We start from the raw sequence: 13691 nt of genomic DNA on the forward strand, positions 1-13691 counted from the left end.
GCTATTGGACGAGCGAGCGCACATCCCACACCCATACGCCGCCGGTGTATTGCGGCTGCACGTCGAGCAGCTCGGTGACCGTGCTGCGCAGGGCGACGGTGTTCTTGCTCGGCGGAAGTACCACGACGTCGGCTTCCCAGAAGCTCATGTCCTGCGCCGCCTGGCTGCGCTGATCGGCGGTGATCTCGGGGACGGTGCCGGAGTCGTAGACCGAGCCGAGCAGCAGCGCCGTCGGGCGGTCGACGGCGCCGTACTTGGCGACCTTCTCTTCCTGATCGCTCGGTCCGACGAAGTATCCGGCGGCCAGCGTGAAGCCCATGTCCGCGTCCATCTGCCAACGCAGCGGCCGGGCGTCCTCGGGCCGTGGGAGAGGGACGGTGACGACGGAACCGTCGTCGACGTAGTTCTGCCAGTCGCCGTCGGCGAAGAACCGGGGTGTGGGGGATTTGTCGACGGTGACCAGCGCCGTCGGGATCAGCGGAACGAGGGCGAGGGCGAGTCCGGCGATCCAGAACGCGGGCAACGGTCGTAGTCCGTTGCGGAACGTCCGATCGGTGGCCAGGACGAGCAACAGAGCCAGCGCAGGGACCGCGCCGAGAGCGAAGCGGGTCTCGAGGACGGATTCGACGAGTGGGTATTCGGCGAGTTTCGTCCACGGCAGGGTGATGCCGGTGTCGTTCTTGCCGATCATCAGCGTTGCGCCGAGTGAGAGCACGCTCATGACGATGGCCGTGGCAGCCGCGGCCCTGGCGCAGGCAACACGCCACATCCACACTGCCGCCACGAGGCACAGCACGAGCAGCGGCCAACCGAAGTAGGCGTTCTCCTCGGTGGCGTTGATCCGTACGTTCTGTCCTGGGGTGGCGACGCCACCGATGGATTGCGTCGGGAACTGGAACAGGGCTTTGGCGTCGTTGCCCATCGGGCCGTGTTCGAGGAAAGAATACGACTGCGGTCCGAAGAACTGCCACCACAGCGGCAACGCGACGATGGCCAGCGCGATGCTCGCCGATACCGCGAGCCGGGGTACGGCATTGCGTACGGCCGGCCACAGGGAACGCGGCCGGGACAGGTAGTAGACGACGGCGAAGATGGCGAACGACATCGCGAAGATCAGCAGCGGTTCTTCGCCGAGCAGGATCTGCAGCGCGACGATCAGGCCGAGCCCGACGGTGTTCTTGGTGGTTCCGCCGCCGTGTGCGATGCGGGTGACCAGCATCGCGATGACCGGGAGCAGGAACAGCACCACGAAGTTGGGGTGGCCGTTGGCATGGGAGATGACACCGGGCGCGAAGCCGCACAGCGCGCCGCCCATTGCGGCGGCACCCTTGGACGCGTTCAGCTGACGCGAGAACAGCCAGTACCAGGCTAACGAGGTGCCGGCGAGGCCGGCGGTGAGGGCGATCGCCCAGGTGACGGTGGGTCCGAACAACAGCGTGATCGGGGCCAGCGGAATGGAGATGCCGAACATCGCCGTGTTCGCCATCAGATTCACCCCGAGTGGGTAATTCTGCAAGTCGCTGGACAGTGGATTGTCCAGATGCGCGACGGCATGGGCGGCGACGGAGAAGAACCACTCCCACATCGTCTGGTCCTGGCCGCTGTTGTAGAGGTAGCCACCGTTCAGATTGCGCCACTGACCTTGTAGGACGTACACGGCGGCGATCAGAAATCCGACGGCCGCCACGAGGTCGCCACGCCCGACGCCGGAGTGTCGAGCCGGTGCCGTGGTCGGCTGCCGCTCGAGAACGCTCTGGTCGTGGGTGGTCATCGCGTCGAGGTTACAGAAAGATCACGGTGGGCGAAAACTCGAACGGGCTGGGTCACACCGGCTGGAGTGCGACGCCGCCCCACCCGTATGTACAGATCAGTCACCGATCCAGGTGGCCACGTTCGTCACGTCCGCCCGTTCGGTTCGGAACGAGTTGATCGGGTGCTCCAGGTCCGCGTATCCGAACGAGATGCCGAGCACGACGCGCCGGTGCTCCGGTATGTCGAAGTAATCGTGCAGAAAACCGGAGTACGACGCGAGGGCGGCCTGTGGGGCGGTGGCGATGCCGAGGCTGTGTGCGCTGAGCAGAAAGGTGTTGACGTACAGACCGCAGTCGATCGCTCCGTACTCGCCGAGATCGGCCTCGGTGGTGATCACGGCGACGTGTGGCGCATCGAAGAAGTCGAAGTTGCGGAGCATCTGAGCAAGGGCGCGCGGATCCCCCTTCTCGATGCCGACGCTGTCGTAGAGCTGCAGTCCGCACGCACGGCGACGGTCGCGATAGTCGCCGGCGTACTGGGTGGGGAAGGGGATGTCACTCTGCACGGTGCCGCCGCCGCGGACGTGGTCCTGGAGTGTCCGGCGGAAGCGGTCTGTCCCTTCCCCTTCCGTCACGATGACCTGCCACGGCTGGGTGTTGCACCACGACGGTGTGCGCTGGCTCAGCGCGAGCACACGCTCGATATCGCCGCGTGGCACTGCATCCGGCCGGAACTGTCGGCACGTCCAGCGTTCTTCGAGAATTCCGGCGAGTGCCGAGAATTGCTGCCCTCGATCGTCTGTCACAGCGTCCATGTACACCCCTGGTCTCATTTCGAGACTACAAAGTAGCAGCAATAGTCTCGTTTCGAGACTATTGCTGGGTAAGGTCGACGGTATGCGTCACGCGGAGCTGGCCGATGTGCCCTGCTCGATTTCGAGGTCTCTGTCCGTTCTGGGTGACCGGTGGACACTGGTGATTCTGAAGTGGTCGTTCGCAGGGGTTCGCCGTTTCAACCACTTCCAGAGCGCCATGGGGATCTCACGAAGTCGGCTGCAGGATCGACTCGACCGCCTCGTCGAGCACGACATTCTCGCCAAGGTGCAGACCGATTCCACCTACGCGGAATACCGGCTGACCCGCAAGGGCCACGACATCTATCCGATTCTGATGGCCTTCAAAGACTGGGGCGACGCGTACATGGCACCCGACGGTGTCCCCGTGCACTACACGCACCGCGACTGTGGGGGCGACGCACACGTGAGGCTCGAGTGTGACTCGTGTGGGGATGAGATCACGGCTCGTCAGGTGCTGCCGACGCCTGCCGTGGGTAACCCGCTTGCGCCGTGACGTACTCGGCCTGCAGCCGCGGTCTCGATCCGGCGCGCGCGGCGATTATGCAGTGCGTACGACCAGTGCGAAGGGCCCGATATCGGTCACGGTGAAGCGTGGATCCTCGAACAGTGACTCGGGGAAGGTGACGGTGTAGCGCCGCACATTCGGATCGTTCGGGTAGACGTCCTCCGCCAGTCTCAAGGTGTAGCCGTCGGCACCGCGGCGGAACAGGAAGGCGTCGGGGGCGCGCCACTGGCTGGTGTCGAGCGCCTCGATCATCTGGTCGGGAGTCTCGAGCTCGGTCCACCGCTCGATGGCGTCGGCCCGCTGATCGAACTGCGCCAGTGGATTGGCGTAGTGCGAGGTCAGTCCTTGGAACCCGAAGTACGGGTAGTAGCTCAGGAACGAGGTGTCCGCGGTGAGCAGGACGGTTTCGTCGCGTGGGCGCTGAGTCTGTTCGGTCAGGGCGTCGTCGACCTCGCGGTAGTACGACACAGCGCTAGGCGGACGCATATCGGCACGGTTGCCGTCACCGTCGGTGTCGGAGTACGCGACAGTGATCTCGCTCTGCAGTACCTGGGGGATGTTCTGCGCGAAGGCCATTGCGCCGATGGCCGCGACGACGACGGCAGCGATGCGGAACTTCGGTGGCTCGTTGATGGCCTGGTAGATCGCGTGGCTGCCTTCGAGGAATCCGAAAACGCCTGCGCTGCCGAGCAATACGATGAGAACCGCTTCGAGTCGGAACGAGAGCAGTGTGGTGCCCGCAGCCGTGGCCGCCATGGACAGCAACGTCCACAGGTAGACCGCGACGACGCCGACTCCGAGTGCCTGTGCTCGACGCGACGACGAGAAACGTACTGCGACCCATACCGTTCCGAAGAGGCACAGAATGCCCATCATCGAGAACTCGAACATCGGGAACGGAAGCGTTGCACCGGCCTCGGGCAGGTAGTGCAGTGCGGTGCCCGATGTGGACGGTGCGCCGCGGAGGAAGTCGACGAGATACGGCAGCCATACCGTCGCCGCTATGAGGCCCGAGATGACAGCGATCGCAGCCACTTTGAGTGCAATGGGAATCAAGGCCCGCCAGGTCTTGCGCTCGCGGTAGGAGAGAACGGCGGCGAACAAGGCCATCAGCACGACGGTGAAGGCGGCCAGACCCAGGTACAGGGTGTAGAACGTCGCGGCCAGACCGAGGAACAGGCCGGTACCGATTACCGCTCCCCAGCCGCCTGCTGCGCGTCCCCCAGTGGGGATGAATGTCCCATTCTTGCAGTCTGACCGACTGGATGTCGCATTCATCCCGACGGGGGTGGCCGCTCCAGCCCCGTCGGAGACAGGAGTGACGGGGCGATGCAACGCGCCCCAGGCCAGGAGCAATGCCGGGGCGAACAGCAGCACGATGACGGCGCTGTAGGCCTCGGGGGAGGCGTAGGCGACAACCAATGCAGTCGTGACAGCGCTGACGGCGACAGCCCAGTCGCTGCGGATCAGGGCCTTCCACAGTACGAAAGCGACCACCGACGTGACAGCAAGCAGTCCGATTGCGTACGGCTTGAACACTTCCCAGCCGTCCATACCCAGCAGGTTGCCGACGCGTCCGCCGAGCCAGAACCAACCGGCGGGGTAGAACGGTGGGATGTCGGCGTACGTCATGTCGCGCAACGACGCCGAATCCGTCAGCCGCGTCAGGTATTCGGTGCGAAACTCCTGGTCGACGGAGATGCCGAACAGGTACAACTTAGTGGCCGCCAAGGGCATTCCGAGGGTGACGGTGACGAAACCGGACAGGCCGACCCACGCTGTGATTCGAGCGATCCACGGCCACTTACGGATTCGGTACAGGTAGATCGACGACGCGAACAGGGCCGCGGCTACCACCTGGCCCAGAGTTGTCAGAGCGCGAGTGACGTTGGACGAGTTGAACGCCGGCCACTGAACCAGTGAGAAGGCGTACAGCCCGACCGTCGCCACCACGACTGCGACGAGCGCACCGAGAACGATCTCCCCGACGGCAGAGGCGGTTCTGCGAGCCGGTGCAACCCCGTCAGTCATCGAAATCAGATGGGCAGCTTGCGGAAGATCGGCCGCGGCACGTGTCGCAGCACCATCATCACCAGACGCCACGGTGCGGGAGTCCAGATGAGCGGGGTGCCCTTGCGCGAAGCGTTCACCGCGAGCTTCGCGATGACCTCCTTGTCGACGGTCATCGGCGCTTCCTTGACGTGGGCGCTGAACTTGGTGCGCACCATGCCCGGACGAACGACCGTGACCCGAGGACCGAACTCGCGCAACGCTTCTCCGAGTCCGAGGTAGAAACCGTCGAGGCCGGCCTTGGTGGAGCCGTAGACGAAGTTCGAGCGACGGACCCGCTCGCCTGCCACCGAGGACATGACGATGATGCGGCCGTACGCCTGCGCCTTCATCTTCTCGCCCAGCAGGACGCCGACCGACACGGATGCGGTGTAGTTGATGTTCGCGGCGAGGACGGCCTTGCGCTGGTCCTGCCAGAGCTGCTCGGCATCGAAGTCGACGGCGAAGGCGACGATCGCGACGTCGACGTCACCCTTGGCCCAGGCCGCGTCGATGACCTTCGGATGCGACGCGGTGTCGAGTGCGTCGAAGTCGATGACGTCCACGGACTTCGCGCCCTTGGCGGTGAGCTGTGCAACGGCACTCTCGCGCAGCGGATCGTTGGGCAGCGCAGCGAGAACGACGCGTGCCGGAGACTTCGAGAGGTACTCCTCGGTGATCGCGAGACCGATCTCGCTGGTGCCACCCAGAACGAGAATCGTCTGTGGGTTACCTACGGCGTCTATCGTCACAGCAGTTCCAGCCTTCTAGCCATATCGGAGGCGAAAACGCCTGTGGGGTCTACAGATCGACGAACCTTGATCCATTCGTCGATCCGCGGGTACATCGAGTGGAACGTCTCGGCGTCGGTGCGCGAATCCTTCGCGGTGTACAGACGACCGCCGAACTCGAGCACACGCTTGTCGAGTTCGCGGACGAACTCGTTCAGGCCCGGCTTGATCGGGAAGTCCACGCAGATGTTCCAGCCTGGAATCGGAAAGCTCAGCGGCGCTTTGTTTCCCGGCCCGAACAGCTTGAACACGTTGAGGAACGAGTAATGCCCCGACTTCTGGATGTCGACGATGATCTTCTTGAACTCGTCGACGGCCTCCGGCGGCACCACGAACTGGTACTGCAGAAATCCCTTGGAGCCGTAGGCGCGGTTCCACTCACTGAACATGTCGAGTGGGTGGTAGAACGCTGTCAGGGACTGAACCTTGTTCCGATAGTTGCCGGCCTTGCGGTACCAGGCCTCGCCGACGGCGGAGAACGTGTACTTGTTGGCGAGCCCGTTCGGAAAGATATCGGGGAACTTCACGAGCGGCTTGGCGTTGAAGCGCAGCGGATCCTTCTGCAGCTTCTCGGGAAGCTGGTCGAGGCGCGCCAACGATCCACGTGAGAGAGCTGCGCGGCCGAGCTTGGGGGGCGGAGCCACGGCGTCGAACCAGGCGCTCGAGTAGTCGTAGTTGTTCTCACTGCCGTCGCTGTGCAGGGCGATGGTCTCGTCGAGAGTGCTGGTGACGTCGCCGTCGGCGATGAAATAGGCCGTTTCCGTGGGCGTCATCTCGATCGTCGCGCGCAGGATGATGCCGGTCAGGCCGTTGCCGCCGACCGTCGCCCAGAAGAGCTTGGCGTTCTTGCCCGTCGGCGTCAGGTGGCGGATCTGACCATCGGCGGTGAGCAGTTCCATCGAGCGGACGTGGTTGCCGAAGCTGCCCGCGCTGTGGTGGTTCTTGCCGTGGATGTCCGTGCCGATTGCTCCGCCGATGGTGACCTGACGGGTACCCGGAAGCACCGGAACCCACAGACCGAACGGCAGTGCAGCACGCATCAGCTGGTCGAGGTTGACGCCACCGTCGACGTCGACGATGCGCGTCGACGCGTCGATGCTGTGAATGCCGTTGAGGGCATTCATGTCGATGACGAGTCCGCCGGAGTTCTGCGCGTTGTCACCGTAGGAGCGGCCGAGGCCGCGGGCGATGACGCCGCGTCGGAGGTAAGCCGGCTTGGAGTCGTTCTGCTCGGCGACCTGCTTGACCGCGTTCGCGATGAGCTCGGGGTCGGAGGTCGAGAGCACCTCGCCGGTGGAGGGCGCAGTGCGACCCCAACCAGTGAGTGTGCGGGTCTGCGTGGGTAGCGGCGCAGTGTTCCCGGCCTGTGGTTCCAGGGGGAAGAGTGCGTCGTCGGCTGTCGTGGACATCGCTCAAGAGGGTACCCGCATTGCGATAGCAGCTAATGTCAGTCCTCGTGTCCACCCCTGATCGCTCCATCGAAGACGGCTCCGGGAACGACGACTGGTCGCCCGAGGACGACGAGCTGCAGCATCACGTCCCGCTGCCCGTCGAGCTGCCACTGACCGAGAACATCGCCGACGCGGCCCTCGATCTCAAGACGCAGGTAGTGCGGTTTTTGGCGACGGGTGTGCTGTCGGCGATCGTCGATCAGGGCGTCAATCTGATCCTGCATTTCGTGTTCGGCGTCGGGGTGACTCTGGCCAAGGCGATCGGGTTCGTGCTCGGCACCACCACGGCGTATCTGATCAACCGTCGGTGGACGTTCAACGCGGCACCGTCCCGGGCCCGGTTCCTCGCCGTCGTCGCACTGTACGGGGTCACCTTCGCCGTCCAGGTCGGCATCTACACCTGGCTCTACCAGGTTCTTCCCGACGGCTTCTGGTACGCCAACGTGGCTTTCGTCGTCGCGCAGGGAACGGCGACGGTCATCAACTTCCTGGTGCAGCGGTTCGTGATCTTCAAAATTCGGTAACTGTTGTGGGGCGCTGAGTTTCCTTGATCCCGGGCCGAAGTCCTGGTTCAATATGGCCTCAGGAGGGGAGTATCCCCCAGCAGCTTCGTCGTCACCACGGCCCGGCAATCCGGGCCCGGCGAGCGGCCCACGTCGGGCGGGAGAGACCTCCAGTTCACAGAACTGGAGGTTGTCATGTCCGTTCCATTCTGGGCTTGGGTGGCAGTACTCGGCTTCATCGTCGCCATGCTCGCGGTCGATTTGTTCGCCCATCGGCGAGCACACGTCATCGGAGTGCGCGAAGCGGCTGTCTGGTCAGGTATCTGGGTCGCTTTCGGCGTCGGATTCGGAGTACTGATCTGGGCCACTGCCGGTGCGGAGTTCGGCCAGCAATACTTTGCCGGCTACCTGATCGAGAAGTCGCTGGCGGTCGACAACGTGTTCGTGTGGGCCATCATCTTCACGTATTTCGCGGTGCCCAGGGAGTTGCAACACCGCGTCCTGTTCTTCGGCGTACTCGGTGCGCTGGTCTTTCGTGGCATCTTCATCGCCGGGGGATCTGCCCTCATCGCCAGCTTCAGCGCGGTGCTCTACCTCTTCGCTGCCTTCTTGATCTTCACCGGATACCGAATGGTGCGTCAGCGCAACGAGCATCTCGATCCCGAACAGTCTCGTACGCTGCGGTTGTTCCGTCGCTACGTTCCCATGACCGACGCGTTCTACGGGCAGAAGTTCGTGGTGCGCATCGGGGGCGTCGCGTTGGCCACTCCGCTGTTGGCCGTGCTGGTCCTCGTCGAAGTCACCGACATCGTCTTCGCTGTCGATTCCATCCCGGCGATCTTCGCCGTCACCGACATTCCCTTCCTGGTGTTCACCGCCAACGCATTCGCCATTCTCGGACTGCGCGCGATGTACTTTCTGCTCGCGGACCTGATGCACCGATTCGTGTATCTGAAGGTGGGACTGGCGTTGGTCCTCATCTGGGTCGGCATCAAGATGGCACTCAAGGTCGACGTGTTCTACATCCCCACCGCCGTCTCGCTCGGTGTCATCTCGTCGATTCTCGCGGTCTCCGTGATCCTCAGTTTGCGAGCCACCCGAGGGCAGGATGCGCACCCGCAGGTCGACCAGTCGGCGTCTCCGTTCCGGACGGCGACGGAAACGGAACTTGCTGCGGCTCAACCTTTGTGGAGCACGCGCGGTCGACGGAAAGACCGTCTGTAGCCTTCGCATCGGGTGTTGGGGCGACGCCGATCTACCGCGGTGTCGCCCCAGCAACGACTTACTCAGAAGGTGGGCAGGTTCCCTGCTTCGAGGGCTTCGGTGAGGGTGGGGGCGGCTTTGTCTTTGGCGGAGAGCTCGTAGGTCAGAGGCGATCCGTCGCGGCCGGTGGTGGGCCAGTCGATGCCCAGGGCGGGGTCGAGGGGGTTGATGTCGCGGTCCAGTGCCGGGGTGTACTCGAGGCCGCACAGGTACATGACGGTGGAGTTGTCTTCCAACGACAAGATGGCGTGCCCGAGGCCTTCGGAGAGGAACACTGCTTTGCGGTCGATGTCGTCGATCAGCACGCTGTCCCATTGCCCGAACGTCGGGGAGCCGACGCGCAGGTCGACGATGACGTCGAGGAACGCTCCGCGGGCGCAGGTGACGTATTTCGCTTGCCCGGGTGGGTTGGTGGTGAAGTGGATCCCGCGCAGGACCCCGGCGGCGGAGACCGAGCAGTTCGCCTGCTTCAGATCCAGGGCTCGCCCGGTGGTTTCCTCGAACAGGCTCGCTTTGAACCATTCGAAGAACACGCCGCGGTCGTCACCGAACTGGCGTGGGGTGTATTCGTAGGCGCCGGATATTTTCAGTTCGCGAAAGGTCATCTGTGTCCTCGGTCGATCAGATCGAGCAGGTAGCGGCCGTAGCCGGATTTGACGAGTTTCTCGGCGCGGGCGCGCAGTTCGTCGTCGGTGATGAATCCGCGTCGCCAGGCGACTTCTTCGGGGGACCCGATCTTGAGTCCTTGGCGTTGTTCGATGGTGCGCACGTAGTTGGAGGCGTCGAGGAGGGAGTCGAAGGTGCCGGTGTCGAGCCAGGCGGTGCCGCGGGGCAGGACTTCGACCTGGAGGCGGCCGGCCTCCAAGTAATGCCGGTTGACGTCGGTGATCTCGTATTCCCCGCGGGCGGAGGGGGCGAGGTCGCGGGCGATGGCGATGACGTCGTTGTCGTAGAAGTACAGGCCCGGGACGGCGTAGTTCGATTTCGGGGCGGTGGGTTTTTCTTCCAACGACACGGCTTTGCGGTTCGCATCGAATTCGATGACGCCGTAGGCGGTGGGGTCGGAGACCTCGTAGGCGAAGACGGCTCCGCCGTCGATGGTGTCGAAGCGTGAGAGTTGGGTGCCCAGCCCGGGGCCGTAGAAGATGTTGTCGCCGAGCACCAGGGCTGCACTGTCGGTGCCGATGTGCTCGGCTCCGAGGACGAAGGCTTGGGCGAGGCCGTTGGGTTCGTGTTGGACCTTGTAGGTCAAGGAGATGCCGAATTGGGAGCCGTCGCCGAGCAGGCGTGTGAACTGGTCGGCGTCCTGGGGTGTGGTGATGATGAGGATCTCGCGGATGCCGGCGAGGATCAGGGTCGAGAGGGGGTAGTAGATCATCGGTTTGTCGTAGACCGGGACCAGCTGTTTGCTCACTCCCATCGTGATCGGATGAAGCCGTGAGCCCGTGCCGCCCGCCAGAATGATTCCCCGCATGAGCCCGAAGTCTTCCAGACCCTCCGATCACCCGCTCGGTCGTGCACCTTCGTTCCGGCGCGCGAGGTGGCAACTGCCCATAGACTCCGGCCAGCCCTGCCCCGTTCCGACGGATCCGCCCGTCGACCGCACAAAGGACAAGCCACGTGACGACGAGTAGCCAGATCGCCACCGGTGCCACTCAGATCACCGAATTGATGGCCGGAATGACCGACGCCGAACGCGCGTCGGCCACGCCCTGCACGGAGTGGACAGTCGCTGACCTGACGGACCACCTGGTGCACACCGCGGCCAACCTGGTGACGATGGCGCGAGGTGGGTCGATTGACTGGTCGGCCGCACCCGAGCCCTCCTCGGATCCGGTTCCGCTGTGGACCGCCCGGACCCGCGAACTGCTGACCGAGCTCGACGCAGGTTCACCGCTGCCGGCCGGCATGGTCGCTGCTGAACTTTCGGTGCACGCGTGGGACCTTGCGACCGCGCTCGGGCGCGGTACCGACGACTTCGACCAGACCGTGGCGGAGGAGGGGATGGTGTTCATGTCGGCCAATATGACCGATGAGCGCAGGGGTGGTGCCTTCGATCCCGAGCAGCCTGCACCCGACGGAGCAAACGCGTACGAGCGCATCGCGGCTTTTGCCGGGCGTACTGTTCGACGGTCCTGACACGTCCAGCGGCGCTCACTCCCACGGGATTCGATAGGGCTGAGACAGGGCTTCGGTCGTCGATGTCGGCCATTCCGACGGCCACACGATCAGCGGATCGGCTGTGAGCTCGTCCACCTCCGGAGGCAGCGGATTCGCGTCCACCTGGATTCGTTCCCAACTGCATTCACCCGACGCGACGCGGCGTGCGTAGTGGATCAGGTCGGCCGACGCTCGCGGTGAGGAGGCCACGCGGGCCAGTAGTTCCGTTGTGACGGTCCGGGTTTTCAGGTCTGCGTTCGAGGCGCGTGTACGCATGGCTTCGAGCTCTCCGCAGGATGCCATCAGTCGGTCGTAGGCAGCGCGGGCGTGCGGAGGCAGTGACTCGATCATGCGTCCCGCCATGGTTCGTCGCCGGTGCCGACGGAGAAGTCCTCGTCCGGTGTGTCGAGTACCGGTCGGATATCCGCGGTCTTGCCCGCTTCGACGGCTTGCTTGCCGTAGTCGAGGAGGTCGTTCAGCGGTCGCAGTGTGTCGTCGATCTGCTGGCCCACCTGGCCTTCGGGGTCGCCGAGCGCGTCGAGGAACCCGCCGAAGTCGTCGACCACCTGCTCGATCTTCACAATGAGATCCTTGGTCAGATCCATTGCCGTCAAAGCATATTTCGATGATGCTCTCCACCTGCCATGCAGTGCCGACCACCGGCACTTTCTTGAGCACGACCTTCAACGCACCGCGGGCGTTGTCGAGGGCCACTTCGGACTCGAGCAATTCGACGATCTTGCGGACCACTGCCAGCGCTGCGCCACGAAGTTGCTCGGCGATGGCTGTACAGATTGCGGCGATCGTTCGGCCGGCATGCCCTTCCCATCGCATTGCGGCGAGTTGTCGGTCGGCATAGTCGGTGAATGCCTGTGCGGCTGCACCGGTCCAGTGACCGTCGACGCGGCGTACTCCTGCAGCCAACGACTCGGCTGCGGCTTCCATGGCGTCGCCCGCAATCTGGTACGCCTGACCGATTCGACGGATTTCGTTCCAGGTGCCGGTGACAGGAATGGTCGCTTCGCGTAGCGGACTCCACCCGGAGAGTTCGAAGATCGTTCGGTCGATCTCGCCGAGCCACTCGGAGGCATCGGCGAGCACGTCGCGGATGTCGTCGATGGCGGGATTGGTTGGAGGATAATCGATTCCGTGAGGATGACCGTAGTCAGCGGCACCGTCGAATTCGTCTACATGCCCGGCCGCGGCGTGATCCGAACTCCCGCGGTCGCTGCCGGGTAGCGGTGGCACAGATGTGTGGGCGTTGAGCAGGTCGTAATTCTTTCGATCTTGATCGGCATACAACCAGGCAGCTTTGTTCAGCTCGGCCCCCATCTCGCCGCAGTTGGCCGACAGGTGAACGTGTCGGGTGCGGGTCATCTCTTGGAAGCGCGCGATATACGGACGCAGCTTCTTCAGAATCTCTCCGACCACGTTCTCGCCGAGGCCCGCGTTGTCGAGCAAGTAGTGGTGACTGGCCAGGGTATCGGCACCGATGCGATCGAGAAGATTACCGAGACCGGCGATTTCGGATGTTTTCGCCGCGAGCTGTTCGGTCATTCCGTCGAGCTCTTCCGTAGTGAGGAGATGAGGCCTTCGACGTCTTCGTCGGTCAGTGCGTTCTCGACATCACGGTCGGCAAGCACGACGAAGACCGCGACCTCTGCGGTGGCGAAACCGGTAGTCGTGACGACGTCGAATGTCGCTCGGGGAGGAGGGCAGTACGGCGAATCCGGTATGTCTTCCACCAGGGCTGTGTAGTGGACAGCCGGAGCTCCGTCGATCTGCAGATACTTGGGGTCCCCGATCCGAACGGTGGGTTCCAGAGACCCATCTTCGTTGGTGAAGATCATCGACGCTTTCTGCACCTCTCGATAGGCGAGGACAGTCAAGTCACCGGCACGACGACCGGTCATTCCGCTGATTGCCGAAGACTCGAACTCACCGCCTTCGCAATCGAATCGTCCGTGGAGACCCATTGCGCCGTATGTTGCGGTCGATCCGTCCTCGCCGACCCACTCCGAGAATCCGTCGTTCCAATTCTCCCAGTCAGCCGGAATGTCGTAAGTCCAGCCGAATTTGGTGGCGATGGGCTGCGGCTGCCCGTCGGGCACCTCGATTTGCGGTGGCGGGCGTTCCATCGACGGAAAACCCGGCGGCAGGGGCGGCGGCACTGTCGTCGAGCCCGTGGGTCTGGGTGACACCGGTGGCAGAGTCCGTACACCCTCGAACGGTTCCGGCACTTGCGGAGCCAGCTGCGGAATTGCCCACATGAGCCCGAACAGCAGCGTTATCAGTGCCGCGAGACGGACAAGAATTTTTCCCAGACCCATTGACGTACTCCCCCGGAAGTCGAACAGAAGC

General features: G+C 63.8%; 13 protein-coding genes. 4 read left to right on the forward strand and 9 right to left on the reverse strand.

The features are described 5' to 3' along the window. Position 1 precedes the first annotated feature (1 nt). Both CH262_RS01970 and CH262_RS01975 read right to left on the reverse strand, forming a co-directional pair. The gene (locus tag CH262_RS01970) at positions 2–1771 is read right to left on the reverse strand and encodes a glycosyl transferase (RefSeq protein WP_094716764.1); all 1770 of its coding nucleotides are present in this window, start codon (positions 1769–1771) and stop codon (positions 2–4) included. A gap of 96 nt (positions 1772–1867) precedes the next feature. After that, the gene (locus CH262_RS01975) at positions 1868–2566 is read right to left on the reverse strand and encodes a nitroreductase (protein WP_094716765.1); all 699 of its coding nucleotides are present in this window, start codon (positions 2564–2566) and stop codon (positions 1868–1870) included. An 82-nt stretch (positions 2567–2648) separates the two neighbouring features. Here CH262_RS01975 and CH262_RS01980 point away from each other — a divergent pair, with 82 nt between their 5' ends. Continuing rightward, positions 2649–3101: a winged helix-turn-helix transcriptional regulator gene (locus CH262_RS01980; protein ID WP_094716766.1), complete on the forward strand. Its 453-nt coding sequence runs from the start codon at positions 2649–2651 to the stop codon at positions 3099–3101. A gap of 45 nt (positions 3102–3146) precedes the next feature. Here CH262_RS01980 and CH262_RS01985 read toward each other — a convergent pair whose 3' ends face one another. From CH262_RS01985 to CH262_RS01995, 3 genes are read right to left on the reverse strand one after another with little or no spacing between them, the layout of a single operon-like run. Beyond that, the gene (locus CH262_RS01985; RefSeq protein WP_094716767.1) at positions 3147–5144 is read right to left on the reverse strand and encodes a galactan 5-O-arabinofuranosyltransferase; all 1998 of its coding nucleotides are present in this window, start codon (positions 5142–5144) and stop codon (positions 3147–3149) included. Between the two features lie 5 nt (positions 5145–5149). Beyond that, the gene (locus CH262_RS01990; RefSeq protein ID WP_027494796.1) at positions 5150–5914 is read right to left on the reverse strand and encodes a decaprenylphospho-beta-D-erythro-pentofuranosid-2-ulose 2-reductase; all 765 of its coding nucleotides are present in this window, start codon (positions 5912–5914) and stop codon (positions 5150–5152) included. Beyond that, positions 5911–7362 carry an FAD-binding oxidoreductase gene (locus CH262_RS01995; RefSeq protein ID WP_027494795.1) on the reverse strand — a complete coding sequence of 484 codons (1452 nt, stop codon included), beginning with the start codon at positions 7360–7362 and terminating at the stop codon, positions 5911–5913. Before CH262_RS01995 ends, CH262_RS01990 begins: the two co-directional genes overlap by 4 nt. Before the next feature lie 47 nt (positions 7363–7409). On the opposite strand from CH262_RS01995, the gene CH262_RS02000 reads away from it, so the two are divergent. Both CH262_RS02000 and CH262_RS02005 read left to right on the forward strand, forming a co-directional pair. Next, positions 7410–7928, forward strand: a complete 519-nt coding sequence (locus tag CH262_RS02000; protein WP_080729430.1) for a GtrA family protein — start codon at positions 7410–7412, stop codon at positions 7926–7928. A gap of 174 nt (positions 7929–8102) precedes the next feature. Further along, positions 8103–9131, forward strand: a complete 1029-nt coding sequence (locus CH262_RS02005) for a TerC family protein (RefSeq protein WP_032385366.1) — start codon at positions 8103–8105, stop codon at positions 9129–9131. 62 nt (positions 9132–9193) lie between these two features. Here the strand turns inward: CH262_RS02005 and CH262_RS02010 are convergent, their stop codons facing one another. Then, positions 9194–9775, reverse strand: coding sequence for a dTDP-4-dehydrorhamnose 3,5-epimerase family protein (locus CH262_RS02010; RefSeq protein WP_027494792.1), 582 nt, complete (start codon positions 9773–9775; stop codon positions 9194–9196). Then, positions 9772–10644, reverse strand: coding sequence for a glucose-1-phosphate thymidylyltransferase RfbA (gene rfbA / locus CH262_RS02015; RefSeq protein ID WP_094716768.1), 873 nt, complete (start codon positions 10642–10644; stop codon positions 9772–9774). The genes CH262_RS02010 and rfbA overlap by 4 nt, the downstream gene beginning before the upstream one ends. A gap of 146 nt (positions 10645–10790) precedes the next feature. On the opposite strand from rfbA, the gene CH262_RS02020 reads away from it, so the two are divergent. Then, entirely contained in the window at positions 10791–11309 is a 519-nt protein-coding gene (locus CH262_RS02020) for a maleylpyruvate isomerase family mycothiol-dependent enzyme (RefSeq protein ID WP_094716769.1), read from the forward strand. Between the two features lie 15 nt (positions 11310–11324). Here CH262_RS02020 and CH262_RS02030 read toward each other — a convergent pair whose 3' ends face one another. Beyond that, complete coding sequence (locus CH262_RS02030; protein WP_256988626.1) at positions 11325–12887, reverse strand: WXG100 family type VII secretion target; 1563 nt, start codon at positions 12885–12887, stop codon at positions 11325–11327. Further along, on the reverse strand, positions 12884–13660 hold the full coding sequence (locus tag CH262_RS02035; protein WP_094693480.1) for a hypothetical protein: 777 nt from the start codon (positions 13658–13660) through the stop codon (positions 12884–12886). Before CH262_RS02035 ends, CH262_RS02030 begins: the two co-directional genes overlap by 4 nt. Between the last annotated feature and the right edge of the window lie 31 nt (positions 13661–13691).

The organism is Rhodococcus sp. 05-2255-1e (assembly GCF_002259025.1).
Lineage (GTDB): Bacteria > Actinomycetota > Actinomycetes > Mycobacteriales > Mycobacteriaceae > Rhodococcoides > Rhodococcoides fascians.